Raw genomic sequence first — 18,763 nt, forward strand, 5'->3', positions numbered from 1 at the left:
CCGATCCAGCACAAGGAGGTGCACGGATATGAACACACCCCGCATCCGCGTCGGCATCGACGTGGGCGGAACCTTCACCGACGCCGTAGCCGTGGACGCCACGACCCTCGAACTCCTGGGGCAGATCAAGGTCCCCACCAGCCACCATCACGAGGACGGCGTCGCGCACGGCATCGTCGAGGCGCTCGACCGGCTCCTGGAGCAGACCGGCTCCGCCCCCGCCGACGTCGCCTTCCTGGCGCACGGCACGACCCAGGCCACCAACGCCCTCCTGGAGGGCGACGTGGCGACCGTCGGACTGATCGGCATCGGTACCGGCACCGCAGCGGTGCTAACCCGCCGCCTCGCGTCGTTCGGAAAGCTCGAACTCACCCCCGGCAAAAGGCTTCCGCTGGCCTACGCGCATGTCGCCGACCCTCAGGACACGGCAGACGTCCGCCGCGCGGTCGAAGAGCTGCAGGACGCAGGCTCTCAAGTCCTCGTCGCCAGCCAGCCGTTCAGCGTCGACCGTCCCGAGGGCGAGCAGGCCGTCCTGGACGCGGCACGGCCGTACGGGCTGCCGATGACCGCCGCGCACGAGATCACCTCGCTGTACGGGCTGCACAAGCGCACCCGTACCGCCGTGGTCAACGCGGCGATCCTGCCCCGCATGCTGGCCACCGCCGACCTCGTCGACGCCTCCATCACCAAGGCGGGCGTGACCGCGCCGCTGATGGTGATGCGCTGCGACGGCGGTGTGATGGCGCTCGACGAGATGCGCCGCCGACCGCTCCTGACGGTCCTGTCGGGACCGGCTGCCGGAGTGGCGGGCGCTCTGATGCAGGAACGGGTCAGCGAGGGCGTGTTCCTGGAGACCGGGGGCACGTCGACCGACATCAGCGTCGTACGCCGCGGCAAGGTCGCCGTCCGGCACGCCACCATCCTCGGCAAGACCTCGTATCTGAGCGCCCTCGACGTGCGCACGGTCGGCGTCGGCGGCGGGTCCATGGTGCGGATCGGCGGCGGCCGGGTGACGGGCGTGGGACCGCGCAGCGCCCACATCGCGGGGCTGCCGTACGCCTGCTTCGCCTCTCCCGACCAGCTGCGCGACGCCAAGGTGAACACCGTCCGGCCCATGGAAGGCGACCCCGCCGACTACGCGGTGATCGACGCGGCGGGCGGGCGGTTCGCCGTGACGATGACCTGTGCCGCCAATGCCCTCGGCCGCGTCCCCGAGGGCGACTTCGCCCGCTGCGACCCCGAGAGCGCGCGTGCCGCGATCGTGCCGCTGGCCGCCCATCTCGGCACGGACGTCGCGACGGCGGCCACGCGGATCCTCGACGCGGGCATCGCCCAGGTGAAGACGGTGGTGGACGCCATGATCCGCGACTACCGCCTCGACAAGGACACGGCGATCCTCGTCGGTGGAGGCGGCGGTGCCGCGTCCGTCACGCCGCACCTCGCCGACACCAGCGGCATGGAGGGCCGGATCGCCCGCCACAACGAGGTCATCAGCCCCATCGGCGTCGCCCTCGCGCTCGTACGGGAACAGGTCGAGCGGATCGTGCCCGGTGCCACGCAGGAACAGATCCTCGCCGTCCGTGCCGAGGCGGAGCGGGCGGTCGTCGCCCAGGGCGCCCCCGCCGAAGGCGTCGAGGTCGAGGTCACCGTCGACCCGCAGACCAACACCGTGCGCGCGGTCGCGACCGGCGCCACCGAACTGCGCACCCAGGACCGGTCCCACCGCGCCGACGACACGGAGCGGCTCCGTGCCGCGGCGGCCAGTCTCAAGACCGACCCCGCGGCGGTCCACGTCCTGGCGGGCACCGCCGCCCACACCGTCTACGGCACCGAGACGCACCGGCGCCTGCGGCCGACCCGCCGGCCCATACGGATCGTCGACGTGGACGGCGTCGTACGCCACCACGCCGCCGACGCCCGCGTGGAGACCACCACCGTGGCCGGCGCCCCGGAGGTGCTCGCCCGGCTGGTGGGCGAGTCCACCTCGTACGGCGACGGCGGGGTACGCGCTCCCGCCCTGCGGCTGCTGCTCGGCGCCCGCATCGCCGACCTGTCCGGCGTCCTCGATCCCCAGCCTCTACTCGCGCTGGCCCGCAGCGAGTTGCGGGCCCGAGCGGCCGACGAGCCGGTGGTCGCAGTGCTGGAGGTTCGGTCATGACCGCCATCGAACTCACCTCTGGCGACCAGGCGTTGATGGATCCCGCGTCCGTCGACGATGTCGAATGGGGCGTACGGCTGCTGGCCGCCACGCCGACCCACGAGGGCCGGGACCGCAAGCTGCTGCGCCAATGGGCCGGTAGGGCCGATGAGTTCGGGTCCCGGCTCGCCCCCGTCCCGTCCACCGCGCGTGTGGTCGAACGGTCCGACGGGGTGGACCGGATGCTGCTCGCCCGCTACACGTCACGGCCCCCGACCGTCGAGCTGTACACCGACACACTTGCCCTCGCCGAGGAGTTGGTCGACGCCCGTGGCTGGCGGGCCTGGTACCCGCCGGGCTCGGCGCGCGCCGCCGCGCTGGCCCACGAGGCGGTGCACGCCCACCTCCACCACGGCCCCGCGAAGGCCGCACTCAAGCAGGCGCTCGACCACACCGTGCTGCGCCTCGGACGCCACCGCGTGGCCGGTCATGTCGCCGGTGCGGAGGAGGTCGCCGCGCACGCCTACGCCCGAACCGTCTGCCGACTCGGTCGCAGCCCCCTGCTCCTCACCGCCGCGCTGCGCGCGGAACTCACCCGGCCCGGAAGAGAGAAGTGACCCATGGGTGTCGTCATCCTTCTCGTCATGGCGGCCGGCGTCGCCCTGATGCTCACCCGCAAACTACCGACCGCCTTCGCGCTGACCCTGCTCGCCATCGCCATCGCCTTTCTCGCCGGGGCGCCGTTCACCGGCAAGAACAGCGTGCTGGACACCGTCCTCCAGGAAGGCGCGCCTGCCCTGGCCGCCACCATGATCGCGATCATTCTGGGGTCCTGGCTGGGCAAGCTCCTCGACGAGACGGGCATCGCGGGCACACTCGTCCGCAAGATCGTCGAGTTCGGCGGTGACCGCCCGACCGTGGTGGCCCTGGGCGTCCTCGCCGTGTCCGCACTCGTCGGTACGGTGACCGGCTCGGCGCCCGCCGCCATGCTCGCCGGCATCATCGGCATCCCCGCCATGATCGCCGTCGGCGTGCCCAAGGTGACCGCCGCGGGCACGGTGCTGATGGGCATCGCCGTGGGCATCCCCTTCGAGCTGCCACTGTGGCAGTTCTTCTCCACCGCACTGGAGCTGCCCATCCCGACCGTGCGCGGCTTCATGGTGAAGCTCTTCCCCTTCGCGCTGGCCGCCGCTCTCGCGTTCGTCCTCGTCGAGACACGACGGCGTGGTACCGAGCACGCCTGGTCTCTCAAGTCCGTCGACTCCCCCGGCGCGAAGCCTCGTTCACGACGCGCGGAGCTGGGCGACGCACCCTGGTACGCGCTGCTCGCCCCCGCCGTCCCGCTCGTTCTCGCGCTGGGCTTCGAACTCGCCATCATCCCCTCGCTGTTGGCAGGCGTCCTGTACGCGCTCGTCACCACGACGCGGCCCGGCGGCATGAACAAACGGCTGCTGCGCACCCTGTACGGCGGCTTCGAGGTGGCCGCCCCGCCGCTCGTCCTGTTCATCGCCATCGGCATCCTGCTCGCGGCCGTGAAACTGCCCGGTGCCGTGGACGCACTCGAACCGCTCGTCAAGGCCGTCAGTCCGCACAACCCCGTGGTGTTCGTCCTCGTCTTCACGCTCCTCGTCCCGCTGTGCCTCTACCGCGGCCCCCTCAACGTGTTCGGGCTCGGCGCGGGCATCGCCGGCGTCCTCATCGCCACCGGCATCTACCCCGCGGCCGCCGTCCTCGGCATGGCCACCTCGTACAACCAGGTCTTCGGCGTCGCCGACCCCACCAGCACACAGACCGTGTGGAGCGCCCAGTACGCGGGCGTCTCTCCCCAGCAGGTCATGGTGCGCACCCTGCCGTACGTCTGGGCGGTCGCCCTCGGCGGCCTGTGCGTGACCGCAGCCACCTACCTCTGAGCCCGGGCCCGGTCCGGGCCCGCCGAGCCACACACCTTCTGTCATTGGAGCCACCATGCAGGAGCAACACCTCGACCGACGCCTCTTCCTGCGCGCCACCGCAGCCACCGGAGCCGCCTTCGCCGTCGGAACGTCGCTGGGCGTCCAGTCGGCTGCCGCAGCACCCGGCGGATTCCCGAACTACACATACACCCGTACGCTTCTGACGCCGTCTCAGCTGAAGTACAACCCCACCGGCGAGATCATCTTCCCCTGCATCAGAGGCGTCTACGACAAGCTGAGCTCCCCACTCGGCCGCTACTACCTGTACTACGCGCCGCACGACGCGCCCGGTGGCATCTGCCTGGCTTACGGCAACTCGCTGGAAGGGCCGTTCACGGAGTACCCGTCGAACCCGATCGTCTCCAACAAGTGGTCCCCGCACTACTCCGTCAGCCATGTCTCCTCCCCCCACGTGCTGTGGAACGCGGACGCCAAGGAGTTCTGGCTGTACTTCCACGGAGAGAACACCACGACCCGCCTCGCCCGCTCGGCCGACGGGATCCACTTCACGTACGACAAGGTCGTACTGTCGACGTCCATGCTCCCGGCAGGCACCAACGAGACGTCGTACGCCCGGGTCTTCCGCCACGACCTGCCCTCACGCGGCGCCCGCTACGTGATGGTCTTCATGCTCAACAACACCACCAACCACCGTGACATCCACTGGGGTTGGTCCGCCGACGGCCGCACCTGGAGCTACGACCAGCAGCCGCTGATCCGGCACGGAGACGTCGGCGCCGTCAATGTCGGCGGCCCGCACCTTCTCTACCGCAACAACAGCACCTACGTCGTCTACAACAAGGACAAGGAGAGCGGCGGCGACATCATGATCACCGAGGTCGGCAACGACTTCAGCAAACGCACCCACCTCGGCGTCTTCTACAACTCGCGCGGCACCGCTCCGGAGAACGGGCGCGCCGCGGCCCCCTCGTTCGGCACCGACGGCGGCGTCCCGTACATGATCTACGAGGCGGGAGAGAGGCTCTCGGGGGCCATCGCGGTGGCCCGGGGCTGACAACCGGCAAGCCAGGGCGCCCAGTTGGCGGCACATCCGGTGCTGCACGTCGTATATCGCGTTGTGGTTCCAGGGGCGCCCGCCATAAGGTCACCGGCATGTCTGTCCGTCTTCGAATGCGTCAAGCACTGCCGGAAGCGATGCGCGCCCGCGACAAGGCCGCAGTGAGCGCCCTGCGGTCAACACTCGCTGCGCTGGACAACGCCGAGGCGGCGCCCGTGGACGAAGCCGACCTGCGCGGCGTGGCCCTCGAGCAGTCGCCGGTCGGTGCCGGTGCCACCGAAGTGGTGCGGTGTGAGCTGAGCGAGCGCGGTGTGGTGGATGTCGTGCGCGCCGAGGCCGCCGAGCGACTGGAGGCCGCGGAGCAGTTGACCGCTCCCGCGCACGCCGACCGAGCCGCACGGCTCCGCGCGGAGGCCGCCCTGCTGCTGGGGTTCCTCGACGGTCCTGACACCGCGTAGGGCACGGCGAGGCATCGCACTTGATCACAGATCTCCTTGAGGACAGACGGCAGCCCATGGCACTGACAGGCATGGGCGCCGACTCACGGATCGGGCAGCAGCGGTGAGCGCCCGCCTGCCCGTCTTCCGTTACCACCCGGACCCGCTCGCCAGCGGATCCATCCGCGCGAGCACCGAGAAGTGCGCCTGCTGCCACCGCAGCACGGGATGGATCTACACCGCGACCTTCTACACCGCCCAAGAGGTCGACGGGAGCTTCTGCCCCTGGTGCATCGCCGACGGCAGCGCCGCCGAACGGTTCGAAGGTGACTTCATCGACGCCTACGGGCTCGAGGGCATCAGTGACGAGACCCTGGAGGAGGTCGCCCACCGCACCCCCGGCTTCCACGCCTGGCAGGATCCGCACTGGCTCGTCCACTGCCACGACGCGGCCGCCTTCCTCGGCGAGGTCGGCTGTACCGAGCTGGCAGCACACCCCGATGCTCTCGACCACCTCCGACTCGACCTGCGCATGAGCGGCCGGCACGACACAGCCCAGGTCGAGCACTTCCTGACGCACCTGGGCGAAGGGGCTTCCGCCATGCTCTTCCGCTGCACTGTCTGCGGCACTCATCTCGCTTACGTCGACGCCTCTTAGCTCGGCACCGGGCACAGCTCAGCCCGACGGCCACCTCAACGCACCGCACAGTGATGAGCTGAGCGAGCCGGACCAACGCACAGCGCGTTCACACCCGGGCCCGAGCCCGACATCATTCTGTGGAGTCAGCGATGTCAGGCCGTGTGCTTGTGCATCACGTCGAGGTAGTGACGGTCCGGGTGAGGCACGTGGTTGACCCTGCCTGGGAGGCTGAAGACCGCGCAGACGTCAGCGGGCCGGGTGAGGATGCTGGACTGCCCGCCGAATGTCAGGGCGCCGTTGACGTGATGCTCACAGCCTGCGGTGTCCAATGCTGCGACCAGTTCCTCGCTGAGTACCGTGGCCTCGAACGACTCCGAGTCGGGCAGGACGAGATCGGGAAGCTTGGCGGTCGAGCCGGGCCAGAGGCTAATCCAGATGCCGCTGACCGCCCGCCGGGTGACAACAAGCTGCAGCCCGTCCCAGGAGTACGGGTAGCCGTCGACGTCGGGCCCCTTCATGAGGATGGCAGGGTGTGGACGCCCCCGACCGAGGAGGTCCTCAGCGTCGGTCAGGGGCATTCCGCAGTGGAGAGGGCCGATCCGGCCGGTGCGGGCAAAGGCGACGAGGACGTCCATCAAGGTGACGGCAGTGACTGTGACATGCTCCCGGGCCGGTTCGCACTCCGGTATCGGCTCGGCCTCGAGATCTCTCGCCGGCTCTGCTCGGCGCACTCGACGAGGTGAAGACCATAGCGGCCAACGCTCGGCAGTCGGCGGGTGGATGGGCCCCTCCCCCAGCGATGCCGCTCGAGCCTGCTGCGAATACCGCAGACGGCCAAAGTGGCGGTGTGGGACCTTCCCGCAGCGCACTCCTACTGTGGTCGCATCAGCGCCAAGTCCTCACCCCATGCATCCAGCACCGCGCTGTGCCCGGCCCGGCGGGCCACCGCCTCGACCTGGGCGAAGAGACGACGCTGTGTGGGCACGTCGCCCCTTCCTGAGATGCGGTCCACAGCGTCGAGCAGCATGCCGGTGTCCCAGCCTGGCAGCGGGAATCGGGCAAGCTCCCATTCCAGGTACTTGTTGTAGGGGCGGGGGCGACGGTCGAGGGCGAAGAGCAACTCCAGCAGAAACCGGATGCTGTCGGCGGCGTCGAGCCGTGCCGCGAGCGCATGTCCGTCGCGGGCGTTCTTGACCGAGCGGTAGAGGGAGTTGGCGTAGGCATCGAGCCACTCGCCCGCCTCCCGGAAGGCATCATCGGCGTCGAGCCGTGCCTTGCCGGCCAGGATCTGGGCGAGGCCTCCGTCGAGCCGGTCGAGCACGATCCGCGCGCGGGCGAGGGCGTACCGCTCGAAGCCGGGCATGCCGGCGGCGTGGAACTCGTCGAGGGAGAGGATGACGAGGTCGAGGTCTGGGGTGCGGTGCCCCGTGAACCGGGTGAGGGCCGTCGTCGCTCCATCGGCGAGGACGACGTACAGGTCGTGGTCGGAGTACTCGGTGGTCATGCCCTCGTGGGCGCGGGAACCCTTGAGGACGAGGCCGACGACAGCTGGATCAGTGGCGGCACGTTCGACAAACGCGTCGTATGTGATGGGCTGTTGAGCAGTCATTGCGCGGTCTCCGGTGGTGTGATGACGGACATGCCGGCCGGGCGACCCGAAACTCATCGGGGTCACCGACACCGTCTGCGGCGGCGCTTGGCCGCCACCTGGAAGATCAACGCACCTGCCGACCCTACCGCCCTCCGCCGGTCGGCCCAGGGGTCTCGCATACGGCCGTCTCAGGCACGGCACGTACGCAGGGTGCTGAGGTGGGTCATACGGCCCGGGCTCCTTCGGCCGACACAGCGGGCTCAGGGGCCGACAGATGTATTCGTTTGGGCAGCAAGAGCGGAGTGGCGAGCAGGAGAACTCCGGACAAGGTGATCGCGGCGAGCGGGCTTGTGAGGGTGGCGAGGATGCCCCAGATCACCATCAGGGCAGCTTGGAGGAGTTTGCTGATGGCGCTCCAGGTACTGAGGACTTGGGCGGTGCGGTCCACTGGGGTCCGCTGCAGGCGTTCTGTCGCGTAGATCGGGTTGAAGATGCCCATACAGGTGATCAGCAGGCCCTCGACGATGATCACGGTGAGCAGTCCGGGGATGCCGGGTCGGACGAACGCGAGACCGAGCGGGAAGAGCGATCGCAGCCAGCCGAACACGGTCATGATCCGGTACCGGCCGTAGCGGGTCACTAGGCGCGCGGAGAGGCGGGCGCCCACGAAGCCGCCGAGTGCCGGGATACCGAAGGCGAGACCGTATTGCCAGGCCGGGAAGTGGTACTGGCCCAGCAGGAGGACGGACAGGAGCGGGGCGGTGGCCATGATGAGGCCGCCGACCAGGATCGAGTTGAGGAACAGGCGCCTCAGTGCGCGGTCGCGGAGGATGAACCGCCACCCGCAGAGAAGGTCGGCTCCGCGCAACCTGGTGGCCCGGTCGCGGGGTGCCGCGATGTCGCCTCCGCGGATGCGGAGGACCCCGAGTGCGGACAGCAGGTAGCTGAGGGCGTCGGCCATGACCGTGACGACCGGGCCGAGCAACCCGATGAGTGCGCCGCCGAGGGGCGGGCCCGCCGCGGTCGCCACCCAGCTCGTGCCCTCGAATCTCCCGTTCGCCACGAGGAGTTGATCGCCACGGACGAGATGCTTCAGATACGCGCCGGATGCGGCGGAGAAGGCGATGCTCGCGGTCCCGGAGATGACCGAGACAACCAACAGTTGGCCGTACGAAAGCAGGCCGAGGACGTACGCGATCGGGATGCTTGCCACCGCGACGAACCGGATCAGGTCCATCGCGATCATCACCGGACGCTTGGCCCGGTGCTCGACCCACGGCCCGAGCGAGAACGCGACGACCGCCGCGACGGCGAGCCCGGCCGCCTCCAGCACCGACACGGCGAATGCCGACGCGTGCAGCACTTGGACTGCGATCAGCGGGAACGCGCCAAAGGCAAGCCACGTACCGTATGTACTGACGGCGTAGGCCGACCACAGCCAACCGAAACTGCGCCCCAACCGCACGCGCATGCGTCTCCCTCGCGACAACCGATGTTCGGGTCGCTGAATCACACCGGACCCACCCCTGCGGGATCAAACAACCGGATCCCGGGCGAGCCACAACCATCCGTTGGGCACGTCTATGCTCGATCAATGGATACCGAGGCGGTGCGATCGTTCGTCCGCGCTGCCGAGCTCGGGCAGCTGCAACACGCGGCCGACGAGCTCGGCGTAACGCAACAGGCCGTGTCGAAGCGGATCGCAACGCTTGAGCGCGAACTCAACGTCCGGTTGTTCACCCGCACCGCCCGAGGGGTCGAGCTGACACTCGACGGCCAGGCCTTCCTCCCACACGCCCGGAGCATCGTCACGGGTGTCGATCGCGCCATCACCGCGATCAGACCGGGCTCGCGGGCCCTTCGGATCGACGTTCTCGGCCTGCGATCCGCGCAGGCCGTCGTCCTGCACGACTACTGGCGGTCGCATCCCGAGACCGACCTCGACGTGGTGACCCTCAGGGTCAACGATCCGCGCCTGGCGGTCGCCGCCGTCCAAGCAGGCGATATCGACGCGTCGTTCCGCTCGGTCACCGACCCTGCCACACTGCCGCGCGACGTGCAGATGATCCACGCCTTCGACTCCCCGCTGGAACTCCTCGTCGGCCCGAGGCACCCGCTCGCCTCCGCACGGACACTGACACCGGCCCAGCTGCGCCGACACCGGATCTGGGTGCCGGGTATCGCGCCGCGAAGCGAATGGGCGGAGTTCTACGATCAGCTCGCCACCGACTTCGACCTCCGCATCGACGCCGCGGGCCCGAACTTCGGCAACGAGGTACTCCTCGACATCCTCGCGGACTCCGCGGACGTGGCAACCCTCGTGGGCTCGCGCGACCGGTACATCTGGCCGACGAACCACGACCTGCGCCGTATCCCGATCGAGAATCCGACGCTCGCGTACCCGCTCTCGCTCATCCTCCCCCGAGAGAATCCACACCCCGGACTCCGGGCAATCATCAGCCACCTCGGCAGCCTGACCCCGCTCCCTGAGACGGCCTGGCGCCCCTCCTGGGCAACAACACCACGCCGCGGCGACGGAGCCGTCGAACACACCTCACGCTAACGGTCGAGGGCCGCAAGGACAGCTGCAAGCGCCTGCAGAAAGGAATCAGGGCCTGCGCAGCAGCCACTGCCCGAACGTCCGACGCCTGGACCGCACCACAACGCGGCCGAAGGCCTTCATACCGACCAGCTCCACTCGCAGAGTGACCGGCGCGTCAGGATTCGTCGGAGTCTGACGGTACTTGACCTTGCTGTGCACCAGCTGCAGACCGTCGGTATCGACCACGACGCCCGGCCTCGTAACCAGGGTCAGGGTCTTGCCCGTCATGCCCACGTCGATCCGCAAGGTGTCGTGCGTAATCACTGCGTCAGTGAAGTCGAGTGTCACCTCGCAGAACGTCACCGCGAGTTCCATCCTCCGCGGCACCACCCAGCGTCCCAGGCGCTCGATCGCGCCGCTGTGGACCTGTTCGATCCGGACCACGTCCTTGACATCTGCCACGGTCGTGCCGGTCGTGGCCGAGACGGGCGGCAAGTCGGCGGTGAGCGTGGCCAGTTCACTCAGAGTCCGCGCCGACAGGGCGGCTTCCAGGCGCTCGTCCAACTCGTCCGCGGTCAGGAGGCCGTCCCCCGCCGCGATCCGCAGCACATCCACCACCCGGTCCCGGTCCGCATGGGAGGCTCGCAGCTCGGGCGACGAGCCGGAGTGCTTCCCGGTGGGCGAAATCTCTCCCGGCATGCTTCCGTCCTGGTCCTGTCGAACGTCTGCGCGCGACGCGGGCAGCGGCGCGAATAGAAGACTAACGCCATATCGCGACATGGCCCCCAGACCCAGGGAGCCGGGACACGCCAACAACTGCACCATCGGCCTCGCCGAGGCCACCAAGCCGGTCTCGTCCGGCCCCAAGCCCGGCGACTCCGGCTCACCGGTGTTCAGGGCACTCACCCAGAAATCCTGAGAACGGCCGGGGAAGCACACACAGACCCGACCCGCCACTACGGGGGGAAGTGACGGGCCGGGCCTGGTGTCCACGGTGCCACACTCGTCCCCGGCGCGCGCGGTCTCCGGGGGAAGTCGCCCAGGATCAAGGGAGTCGTCCCTGCTCCGCGGCCTGATTCTTTGGGGTCGGGCCGGTCCGAGCCCGGTTACCGTAGGGCGCCATGAAGGTCCTGATCATCGGCGGCAGCGGTTTCCTCGGTACGGAACTGGTGCGCCAGGCGACAGCCGCGGGCTGGGAGACAGCCGCGACGTACTGTTCCCGTCCCGGCGGCACTGCCGGGGCCTCGTGGCACCGGCTCGATCTTCGCGCCGCCGGGCACATCGACGAGGTACTGGCCGCGGTGGCCCCCAGTGCCGTCATCGACGCAACGAGCGGAGGGAGCGACTGGGCGGTCACCGCCGACGGCTCGATCCGCGTGGCGATGGCCGCGATGCGACGCGGTTGCCGCCTGGTCCACGTCTCCAGCGACGCGGTGTTCTCCGGTTCCCGGATTCGCTACGACGAGACCTGCCTGCCCGACCCGGTCACCCCGTACGGCGCGGCCAAGGCCGCCGCCGAGACCGCGGTGCGGCTCCTGGCGCCGAGCGCCGCGGTCGCCCGTACGTCGTTGATCATCGGACGCGGCGGATCCGTGCACGAGCGCCTGGTGCACGCCCTGGCCGCCGGCACACACGACGGCGTCCTGTTCACCGACGACGTCCGCTGCCCGGTCCACGTAGAAGATCTGGCTTCCGCGCTGCTGGAGCTCGCGGTGTCGGATCATGACGGCATGTTCCACCTTGCCGGAGCGGACGCGCTCAGTCGCCACGAACTCGGCGTACTCATCGCCCGACGCGACGGACTCGACGCGGCCCGGCTACCTGCCGGGCGCCGGGCCGACAGCCTCATGCCCGGCCCCCTCGACGTCCGCCTCGACAGCGGCGCCACCCAGGAACGCGTACGCACACGGCTGCGGGGAGCCGGCCAGTTCCTCCAGGTCCGGTAGACGCCCGACGCGCTACAGGACCGGCGGGCCCTGTTCGATGCGGCGCAGCACCGGGGCGAGCCGGTCCAGTGTTTCGCTGGTCTGGATCTGCCGTTCGTCCCACCAGGTGGCGCCCGCCTCGGCCAACGGGCCGATGAGATCGCGGGTCCTGGCCACGTCGTCGCCCGGTGTGGCACCGCCGAGGACGATCTCGAACGGGGTGCCGGACCGGTCCTCGCGCTGCTTGCGAACGTATGCGACCAGGTCATGGACCTGATCGACAGGCGGTACGTGGCCGTGCCTGGCATCGGCGAACAGTGGGACCACGCCGTCCCAGCGGGCGGCCCGGCGCATGGGCGGGCGGTTGGGCCAGAAGCCGGCGACCCAGACCGGCGGCCGAGGGCGCTGCACCGTGGCGGGCAGCAAGGTCACGTCCCGTACCTCGTAGTGCCGTCCTTCGTGGTTGACCGGCTTGCCCGACCAGTAGCGCTGGAGCAGGTCCAGGCCCTCGTCCAGCCGCTCGGCCAGTACCTTCGGGTCGGTGGTGTCGCCGAAGCTCGCGTACTCGTCCTCCACGGGCCCGCCCAGCCCCGTGGCGAAGGTGACCCGGCCGCCGCTCACGGCGTCCAAGGTGGCCACCTGGCGGGCGAGTTGCTGCGGGCGCCGCCGGGCGACGGGGGTGACCAGCGTGCCCAGCCTGATCCGGGACGTCGCCAGTGCGGCGGCGGTCAGCAGCATCCAGGGGTCCCCGAACGGTCTGCCCCCGTGCTTGCGGTGCAGCACGTGATCCCAGACGAACAGCCCGTCCCACCCTGCCTGTTCGGCCGCCGCGGCCACCTTCGCCACGGTTCTGGGATCGGCGAAGTCACCGAAGTTCGGAATGTTCACCGAGAATCGCATCCCCGCATCGTGCTGCACGGCACCTGGACCGGCAACCGAAATTCCTGCCGGGCTCTGCGCCCTGTACCGGCGGGCCGGTATGCCCTGTCCCCCGAGAGAGCTACGCACAGGTGTCCACCGAGCGGTGACGATTCCGGGTCGCCGGATCCATAGCTTTCTACACAGCCCGCAGCACTCAGGTCGCGGCTCTGGAGTAGGAGTTCTCATGAGACTGGTCTGGCAATTCCTGGCCGTCGCGGCGGTCGCGTTCATCGGCGGCCAGGCGCTTGCCGCGCTGGAGGACCACCCGTGGCTGCAACTGGCCGTCGGCGTCCCGACAGCCGTGCTCGCGGTGCTTGTCTACGGGTGGGTGGTACGGCGGACCGAGCACCGCACGTCCACGGAAGTGGCCCCGGAAGGCTCCCCGGCCGCGATAGGCCGCGGAACACTGATCGGCGCCGCGCTGTTCGGGGCCGTCATGGTGAACCTCTTCACCTCCGGGCACTACGAGGTCGACGGCGTGGGCTCGGTGTCGGGCGCGGCGGGGCTGTTCGGCTTCATGGCCGCCGCCGCGGTGACGGAGGAACTGCTGTTCCGCGGTGTCCTGTTCCGCATCACCGAGGAACGCATCGGCACGTGGATCGCGCTGGTGCTGACCGGCGCCCTGTTCGGCCTGTCGCATCTGCTCAACCCGAACGCCGGCCTGTGGGGTGCCACCGCCATCGCCATCGAGGCCGGCGGCATGCTCACCGCCGCGTACGTCGCCACCCGCAAGCTGTGGGTGCCGATCGGTCTGCACTTCGGCTGGAACTTCGCGGCGTCCGGCATCTTCAGCACCGAGGTCTCGGGCAACGACACGCCTCAGGGACTGCTGGACTCCGCGATGTCGGGCCCGAAGCTGCTCACCGGCGGCGACTTCGGCCCGGAGGGAAGCGTGTACTCGGTGCTGTTCTGCGTACTGGCGACGATCGCGTTCATGTGGCTGGCCCACCGGCGCGGCCATGTGTTGCCCCGCCGTCGGCGAGCCGAGCGGACCGACACCACCGCTACACTCCCCCGATGATCAGTCTTCGGCGGCCCCCCGAGTGGTGGCACCGCGCCGACGTCACGATCCGGGATCTCCCGATCGGATTGCTGTGCCTCGCCGCGTCGTTCCTGCCGGGGTTCTACGGCACGCAGATCGGCAACCTGCCGCACCGCCCCTTCGACGCACTGGCCTTCGTGGCGATCGCCCTCGAATGCTTCCCGCTCGCCGTGCGCCGACGGTGGCCGGCCGTCTGCCTCGCCCTGGTGTCGGCCGGCTTCGCCATCGACCAGATCCGCGGCTACCACTCGTTCGCGGGCACCGCGCTGCCGATCGCGCTGCTGAGCGTGGGGGCCCATCTGGAACGGCACCGGCGTACCGCCGCGATTGCCTTCTCCGTGGCGTACGTGCCGCTGGCGGTCGCGCTCATCCTGCTCGACTCGGGCGAGCCGCCGAGCGGGTTCGTGACGTTCTATCTGGCGATGGTCCTCGCGTGGGGTTTCGGGGCGTGGCTGCGCTCCACACCCGGGTCGCGGATGCCGAACGCCGCACCCGTATCGCCGAGGACACCCGTACCGCCGAACGCACGCGCATCGCCAGCGAGTTGCACGATGTCGTGACCCATCACGTGACGGCGATGGTCGTGCAGGCCGAGGCGGCGCGCTATCTGACCGCCTCACCCGATCGCCTCGACCAGACCCTGACCGCCGTCTCCGACACCGGCCGGCGGGCCATCACCGACCTTCGGCACCTGCTCGACCTGCTCAACCCCGACCACGGCACCGAGGCCAGAACGCCGTCCGTCGGCAGACTGCTCACACTCGTGGAGCAGACGCGCCGGGCCGGTCAGCCGGTGGAGTTCACCGAGGAGGGCACACCGGCGGAGTCGACCGGCAGCGCCGACCTCGTGGCCTACCGGGTCGTGCAGGAGGCCCTGACCAACGCCCTCAAATACGCTCACGGCAGCCGCACTTCGGTCCAGGTGCGCCATGCCGAAAAGGAGATCACCGTGGAGGTCAGTACGGACGGTTCCGGCTCGCGGGCCGGGTCCCCCGGCGGGAGCGGGCGGGGCCTGGCCGGTCTCCGCGAACGGGTGGACGTCCTGGGCGGCGACTTCAGCGCGGGCACGCAGACGGCCGGTGGCTTCGTCGTACGGGCGCGGATACCCGCGGGGAGCCCGTCGTGACCGCACCGATCCGGGTCCTGGTCTGCGACGACCAGGTGCTGATCCGCACCGGACTGGTGACGATCATCGGCGCCCAGCCCGACATGGAGGTGGCCGGCGAGTGCGGGGACGGGCGGGCCGCGGTCGACCTCGCCGGCCAAGTGCACCCGGACGTCGTGGTGATGGATGTACGCATGCCGGTGCTGGACGGCATCGAAGCCACCCGCCTGCTGGCCGGTGCCGGGGTGCCACATCCTGTCAAGGTGCTCGTGGTGACCACGTTCAACCTTGACGAGTACGTCTACGAGGCGCTGCGCGCGGGGGCCAGCGGGTTCCTGCTCAAGGACGCACCGCCGGCCCAACTGCTCCACGGGATCCGGACCGTGGGCACGGGCGCGGCACTGCTGGACCCCGAGGTGACGCGTCGGCTCGTGGGCAGGTACGCCGCCCGCATCCGGCCCGCCGAGGGCGGCCCCCACGACATCCCGCTGACGCCTCGCGAACTGGAGGTCCTTCGGCTCATCGCCAACGGCCTCTCCAACAGCGAGATCGCCGCGACCCTCGTGATCAGCCCGGAGACCGTCAAGACATTCGTCTCCCGCATCCTCGCGAAACTCAACCTCCGCGACCGCGTCCAAGCGGTCGTGTACGCCTACCGCCAGGGACTAGTGACCTGACATCGCTACCGGGCCCGTTCGGTCATCGGGCTCGCGACGGGGCGTGCGCCGCTCCCGCGGCCGACCAGGCCCGCGAGGGCGAAGGCACCGGGGCCGGAGAAAACGATGAGCAGGAATCCCCAGCAGAAGAGGACCGGTGAGAGTCCCCCGTTCTGCAAGGGGAAGAGGCCGTCCTGCTGGTGCTCCGTGAAGTACGCGAACGCCATGATGCCCGAGCTGAGGAACGCCGCGCTGCGGGTGGCGACCCCGAGGAGAACGAGAACGCCGCACACCAGCTCGATCACCCCGGCGTACCAGAAAGGCCAGTCGCCCGTCGGGCTGGCCTTCCGGTCCAGCACCCCGAAAACCGTGGCAGCGCCCTCGCTGGCGAACAACAGGCCAAGGACCATACGGAACAAGCCCAGCACGAACGGCTGGCGCGTCGTCAGCCAGTCTCCGAGGCGCGGAGTGGTGGTCATCGGTACTCCTCGAAAGTGTCACAACGGAATTCAGGGGGCGATGAACCACAGGATGCAGGTAGAACCCCCTAGTTGACCGTACGTGTCCGGAGCGCTCCGGGTTCAAACGGGTTCTGATGTCTCTGTGCACCGTGATCGTCGTCGCCTGCGTCGGGTCTGAACCGCCCCGATCCCGCACTGGCACTCACCAAGTGGCAGACGGCATGATGTCCACCCGGAGCCCATAGGGAGTAGTCATGAGATCGCGCCTGCAGTGGACCCACGACCGCGGGGAGCATGTCATAGTCGGCCGCAAGCAGACGTACACAGCCGAGATCTTCATCAAGTTCTTTGTCCTGGCCGGCCTCCTGTACATGCCGGTTCTCATCTTCAAATGGGGTGAGTGGATCCCGTTCGCCGGAGCCAGCGTCTACCTGCTCTGGGAGCTGGGCCGCTCCAACAGCGCACTCGGCGAACTCGCCGAACTCTGGAACGAGCAGCACGAGCAGCGGCAGGAGCCGGCTCGCAGCGACTCGCTCCAGTGACACAGCCCGCCAGTTGACGCACCTGCTGCCGCGCCCCGACCACGCGAGAGTGGCCGGGGCGCCCGCCACATCGCACCTGTCAGTGGTGGTGGCCCTGGCGGCCGAGGGTCTCCTCCGGGCTCGCGCCGGGGCGGGTCCACTGCGGTACGGGTCGGCTGGTCGGGCCCCAGGTGGCGATGCCGTCGGCGTCCGAGCGCCAGTACCAGCAGGCCTGTTGACCCACGGACGGGTGTCCCTCGCGGACATCGCCGATCACGGACCGGCCCTCGGGATTGTCCTCCCACGCCTCGCCGCGGCCGTAGGGCGTCATGTCGAGCAGGCTGAGTGAGCCGTTGACCGGCTCGTTGCCACGGCCCGTCGTGGAGTAGGTGAGGAACACGCGGTCACCTTCACGCAGGAAGCAGGCGATGTGCCCCATTCCTCCGCCGACCGGCGCCTCCACTCCCCGTACCGAATACCAGGGCTGGGTGTACCCCATGAACTCGACATACGGAGCCACCTCGTCCCACGCTCCCGTGGTCAGCACGGCGTACGAGACGCCCCGGGCGTTGAGGTAGACGGCGTCCTTCACGTGCCAGGCCGTGGTGGTGCAGCCCTCGCACTGTCCCTGGTGCGGCGCGCCGTCGTACCACATGTGCTGGTAGACCACGAGCTCGTCGCGCCCCTGGAACAGGTCCAGGAACGGGACCGGGCCGTCGGCTCCGACGACCTCGACCGTCCCGTCGAGCTCGACCATCGGCAGGCGACGCCGGGCAGCGGCGATCGCGTCGCCCTCACGGGTGTGCGCCTTCTCGCGGACCAGCAGTTCGTCACGGGCGGCCTGCCAGATGGCGAGGTCGACGACCGGCGGCTTGCCGGGGAGGTCGCTGCTCGCGTTGCCGGGCGTGGTCGTCATGGTGTCCTCCGTGGTGTCTCGTGCCGGGGCAGCGCCGTACGGCGTCTGTGCGACGTCCCTACGATGTCTACGACGCTCACCGGAACAGACTCACGGCCCCGCCGAAACTCATCGCGGCAGGGAGCGCCCTCGGCCGTCCGAGGCCCCGGCATCCACGGCTGCCACGATCAGTGCGGTTGGCGTAGGCCCGCGACGAGGAGTTCGACCAGTCGGCGTGCGTCGTAGCGGGAATCGCTGTCGGCGCCGATGCAGAGGTTTCCGACGCCGCGCATGAGCTGGTAGGCGGTCAGGTCGGAGCGGATCTCGCCGGAGGCGGCGGCAGCGTCGAGGAGCTGGGTGCACACCGGCAGGAGGCGGTCGAGGAAGTAGGAGTGCAGCGTTTCGAAGCCGGCGTTGTCGGTCTGCAGAGCGGCCGCGAGTCCGTGCTTGGTGACCAGGAAGTCGACGAAGAGGTCGACCCACTGTCCGAGGGCGGCGTGAGGTGTCGCGCTGGTCCCCAGCAGGGCCGGGCCGGCCTCGGCACAGGCGTCGACCTGGTGGCGGTAGACGGCGATGACAAGATCCGCCCGGGTCGGGAAGTGACGGTAGATCGTGCCCAGTCCGACGCCGGCCTTGGTCGCGATGTCACGTACCGGCGCTTCCACGCCCGACGTGACGAAGACCGCGGCGGCCGCGTCGAGCAAGGTCTCCTTGTTGCGCCGGGCGTCCTTCCGTTTGGACTGGCCCGCGCCCTCGTCGCTGTCGTTCACCGCGCCACCCTCCGCCGTCGAGCTTGCAAACCGGAACAGCGTTCCGTATCGTTCCGGAACGAGGTTCCGTTTGCTCATGATGCCAGAGCAGGGGCCCGGCAACCAAGCCATGCAGTGACACCACGCTTCACCCGCAATGGAGGATCACGG

Annotated in this window: 20 protein-coding genes and 1 pseudogene; 13 read left to right on the plus strand and 8 right to left on the minus strand. The window is 69.6% G+C overall.

Annotation, left to right across the window (positions count from 1 at the left end):
* The first annotated feature begins 28 nt into the window (after positions 1-28).
* The 6 genes from QF035_RS03835 (at position 29) to QF035_RS03860 (ending at position 6,202) form a co-directional block, all read left to right on the plus strand.
* Positions 29-2,158 (plus strand): hydantoinase/oxoprolinase family protein, encoded by a 2,130-nt coding sequence (locus QF035_RS03835; RefSeq protein ID WP_307518124.1) that lies wholly within the window; start codon positions 29-31, stop codon positions 2,156-2,158.
* Positions 2,155-2,754 carry a hypothetical protein gene (locus QF035_RS03840; RefSeq protein ID WP_307518125.1) on the plus strand — a complete coding sequence of 200 codons (600 nt, stop codon included), beginning with the start codon at positions 2,155-2,157 and terminating at the stop codon, positions 2,752-2,754. Before QF035_RS03835 ends, QF035_RS03840 begins: the two co-directional genes overlap by 4 nt.
* Positions 2,755-2,757: 3 nt before the next feature.
* Positions 2,758-4,047, plus strand: coding sequence for a TRAP transporter large permease subunit (locus QF035_RS03845; RefSeq protein WP_307518126.1), 1,290 nt, complete (start codon positions 2,758-2,760; stop codon positions 4,045-4,047).
* A 55-nt stretch (positions 4,048-4,102) separates the two neighbouring features.
* Positions 4,103-5,104, plus strand: a complete 1,002-nt coding sequence (locus QF035_RS03850; protein WP_307518127.1) for a hypothetical protein — start codon at positions 4,103-4,105, stop codon at positions 5,102-5,104.
* A gap of 140 nt (positions 5,105-5,244) precedes the next feature.
* Positions 5,245-5,565 (plus strand): hypothetical protein, encoded by a 321-nt coding sequence (locus QF035_RS03855; RefSeq protein WP_307530879.1) that lies wholly within the window; start codon positions 5,245-5,247, stop codon positions 5,563-5,565.
* Positions 5,566-5,668: 103 nt separating this feature from the next.
* Positions 5,669-6,202 (plus strand): CbrC family protein, encoded by a 534-nt coding sequence (locus tag QF035_RS03860; protein WP_307518128.1) that lies wholly within the window; start codon positions 5,669-5,671, stop codon positions 6,200-6,202.
* Between the two features lie 134 nt (positions 6,203-6,336).
* Here the strand turns inward: QF035_RS03860 and QF035_RS03865 are convergent, their stop codons facing one another.
* The 3 genes from QF035_RS03865 to QF035_RS03875 form a co-directional block, all read right to left on the minus strand.
* Positions 6,337-6,819 carry a hypothetical protein gene (locus tag QF035_RS03865; protein WP_307518129.1) on the minus strand — a complete coding sequence of 161 codons (483 nt, stop codon included), beginning with the start codon at positions 6,817-6,819 and terminating at the stop codon, positions 6,337-6,339.
* A gap of 236 nt (positions 6,820-7,055) precedes the next feature.
* Positions 7,056-7,793, minus strand: a complete 738-nt coding sequence (locus tag QF035_RS03870; RefSeq protein WP_307518130.1) for a hypothetical protein — start codon at positions 7,791-7,793, stop codon at positions 7,056-7,058.
* A 205-nt stretch (positions 7,794-7,998) separates the two neighbouring features.
* On the minus strand, positions 7,999-9,246 hold the full coding sequence (locus tag QF035_RS03875; protein ID WP_307518131.1) for an MFS transporter: 1,248 nt from the start codon (positions 9,244-9,246) through the stop codon (positions 7,999-8,001).
* A 123-nt stretch (positions 9,247-9,369) separates the two neighbouring features.
* On the opposite strand from QF035_RS03875, the gene QF035_RS03880 reads away from it, so the two are divergent.
* Positions 9,370-10,338 carry a LysR family transcriptional regulator gene (locus tag QF035_RS03880; RefSeq protein ID WP_307518132.1) on the plus strand — a complete coding sequence of 323 codons (969 nt, stop codon included), beginning with the start codon at positions 9,370-9,372 and terminating at the stop codon, positions 10,336-10,338.
* A gap of 45 nt (positions 10,339-10,383) precedes the next feature.
* Here QF035_RS03880 and QF035_RS03885 read toward each other — a convergent pair whose 3' ends face one another.
* A complete protein-coding gene (locus QF035_RS03885) occupies positions 10,384-11,016 on the minus strand; it encodes a DUF1707 SHOCT-like domain-containing protein (protein ID WP_307518133.1) in 633 nt (210 codons plus the stop codon).
* 79 nt (positions 11,017-11,095) lie between these two features.
* Here QF035_RS03885 and QF035_RS03890 point away from each other — a divergent pair, with 79 nt between their 5' ends.
* Together QF035_RS03890 and QF035_RS03895 are read left to right on the plus strand one after the other, a co-directional pair.
* On the plus strand, positions 11,096-11,236 hold the full coding sequence (locus QF035_RS03890; RefSeq protein ID WP_307518134.1) for a hypothetical protein: 141 nt from the start codon (positions 11,096-11,098) through the stop codon (positions 11,234-11,236).
* A 202-nt stretch (positions 11,237-11,438) separates the two neighbouring features.
* Positions 11,439-12,263, plus strand: a complete 825-nt coding sequence (locus QF035_RS03895; RefSeq protein WP_307518136.1) for an SDR family oxidoreductase — start codon at positions 11,439-11,441, stop codon at positions 12,261-12,263.
* 12 nt (positions 12,264-12,275) lie between these two features.
* Here QF035_RS03895 and QF035_RS03900 read toward each other — a convergent pair whose 3' ends face one another.
* Positions 12,276-13,142 carry an LLM class flavin-dependent oxidoreductase gene (locus QF035_RS03900; protein WP_307518137.1) on the minus strand — a complete coding sequence of 289 codons (867 nt, stop codon included), beginning with the start codon at positions 13,140-13,142 and terminating at the stop codon, positions 12,276-12,278.
* 205 nt (positions 13,143-13,347) lie between these two features.
* Here QF035_RS03900 and QF035_RS03905 point away from each other — a divergent pair, with 205 nt between their 5' ends.
* The 3 genes and pseudogenes from QF035_RS03905 (at position 13,348) to QF035_RS03915 (ending at position 15,987) form a co-directional block, all read left to right on the plus strand.
* Positions 13,348-14,184, plus strand: a complete 837-nt coding sequence (locus QF035_RS03905; protein WP_307518138.1) for a CPBP family intramembrane glutamic endopeptidase — start codon at positions 13,348-13,350, stop codon at positions 14,182-14,184.
* Positions 14,181-15,331 (plus strand): annotated as a pseudogene (locus QF035_RS03910) (sensor histidine kinase). The gene QF035_RS03905 and the pseudogene QF035_RS03910 overlap by 4 nt, the downstream one beginning before the upstream one ends.
* On the plus strand, positions 15,328-15,987 hold the full coding sequence (locus tag QF035_RS03915; protein ID WP_307518139.1) for a response regulator: 660 nt from the start codon (positions 15,328-15,330) through the stop codon (positions 15,985-15,987). The pseudogene QF035_RS03910 and the gene QF035_RS03915 overlap by 4 nt, the downstream one beginning before the upstream one ends.
* 5 nt (positions 15,988-15,992) lie before the next feature.
* Here QF035_RS03915 and QF035_RS03920 read toward each other — a convergent pair whose 3' ends face one another.
* Positions 15,993-16,445, minus strand: a complete 453-nt coding sequence (locus QF035_RS03920; RefSeq protein ID WP_307518141.1) for a DoxX family protein — start codon at positions 16,443-16,445, stop codon at positions 15,993-15,995.
* A gap of 236 nt (positions 16,446-16,681) precedes the next feature.
* On the opposite strand from QF035_RS03920, the gene QF035_RS03925 reads away from it, so the two are divergent.
* Positions 16,682-16,969 (plus strand): hypothetical protein, encoded by a 288-nt coding sequence (locus tag QF035_RS03925; protein WP_307518142.1) that lies wholly within the window; start codon positions 16,682-16,684, stop codon positions 16,967-16,969.
* Positions 16,970-17,048: 79 nt separating this feature from the next.
* Here the strand turns inward: QF035_RS03925 and QF035_RS03930 are convergent, their stop codons facing one another.
* Entirely contained in the window at positions 17,049-17,864 is an 816-nt protein-coding gene (locus tag QF035_RS03930) for a DUF899 domain-containing protein (RefSeq protein WP_307518143.1), read from the minus strand.
* Positions 17,865-18,031: 167 nt separating this feature from the next.
* On the minus strand, positions 18,032-18,613 hold the full coding sequence (locus QF035_RS03935; RefSeq protein WP_307530881.1) for a TetR/AcrR family transcriptional regulator: 582 nt from the start codon (positions 18,611-18,613) through the stop codon (positions 18,032-18,034).
* Positions 18,614-18,763: the final 150 nt, after the last annotated feature.

This window comes from Streptomyces umbrinus (assembly GCF_030817415.1).
Lineage (GTDB): Bacteria > Actinomycetota > Actinomycetes > Streptomycetales > Streptomycetaceae > Streptomyces > Streptomyces umbrinus_A.

Bases quoted from the DNA above. Each gene is read 5' to 3' on its own strand.
- QF035_RS03835 (WP_307518124.1), top strand. From the start codon at position 29: ATGAACACACCCCGCATCCGCGTCGGCATCGACGTGGGCGGAACCTTC.
- QF035_RS03840 (WP_307518125.1), top strand. From the start codon at position 2,155: ATGACCGCCATCGAACTCACCTCTGGCGACCAGGCGTTGATGGATCCC.
- QF035_RS03845 (WP_307518126.1), top strand. From the start codon at position 2,758: ATGGGTGTCGTCATCCTTCTCGTCATGGCGGCCGGCGTCGCCCTGATG.
- QF035_RS03850 (WP_307518127.1), top strand. From the start codon at position 4,103: ATGCAGGAGCAACACCTCGACCGACGCCTCTTCCTGCGCGCCACCGCA.
- QF035_RS03855 (WP_307530879.1), top strand. From the start codon at position 5,245: ATGCGCGCCCGCGACAAGGCCGCAGTGAGCGCCCTGCGGTCAACACTC.
- QF035_RS03865 (WP_307518129.1), bottom strand. From the start codon at position 6,819: ATGGACGTCCTCGTCGCCTTTGCCCGCACCGGCCGGATCGGCCCTCTC.
- QF035_RS03870 (WP_307518130.1), bottom strand. From the start codon at position 7,793: ATGACTGCTCAACAGCCCATCACATACGACGCGTTTGTCGAACGTGCC.
- QF035_RS03875 (WP_307518131.1), bottom strand. From the start codon at position 9,246: ATGCGCGTGCGGTTGGGGCGCAGTTTCGGTTGGCTGTGGTCGGCCTAC.
- QF035_RS03880 (WP_307518132.1), top strand. From the start codon at position 9,370: ATGGATACCGAGGCGGTGCGATCGTTCGTCCGCGCTGCCGAGCTCGGG.
- QF035_RS03885 (WP_307518133.1), bottom strand. From the start codon at position 11,016: ATGCCGGGAGAGATTTCGCCCACCGGGAAGCACTCCGGCTCGTCGCCC.
- QF035_RS03890 (WP_307518134.1), top strand. From the start codon at position 11,096: ATGGCCCCCAGACCCAGGGAGCCGGGACACGCCAACAACTGCACCATC.
- QF035_RS03895 (WP_307518136.1), top strand. From the start codon at position 11,439: ATGAAGGTCCTGATCATCGGCGGCAGCGGTTTCCTCGGTACGGAACTG.
- QF035_RS03900 (WP_307518137.1), bottom strand. From the start codon at position 13,142: ATGCGATTCTCGGTGAACATTCCGAACTTCGGTGACTTCGCCGATCCC.
- QF035_RS03905 (WP_307518138.1), top strand. From the start codon at position 13,348: ATGAGACTGGTCTGGCAATTCCTGGCCGTCGCGGCGGTCGCGTTCATC.
- QF035_RS03920 (WP_307518141.1), bottom strand. From the start codon at position 16,445: ATGACCACCACTCCGCGCCTCGGAGACTGGCTGACGACGCGCCAGCCG.
- QF035_RS03925 (WP_307518142.1), top strand. From the start codon at position 16,682: ATGAGATCGCGCCTGCAGTGGACCCACGACCGCGGGGAGCATGTCATA.
- QF035_RS03930 (WP_307518143.1), bottom strand. From the start codon at position 17,864: ATGACGACCACGCCCGGCAACGCGAGCAGCGACCTCCCCGGCAAGCCG.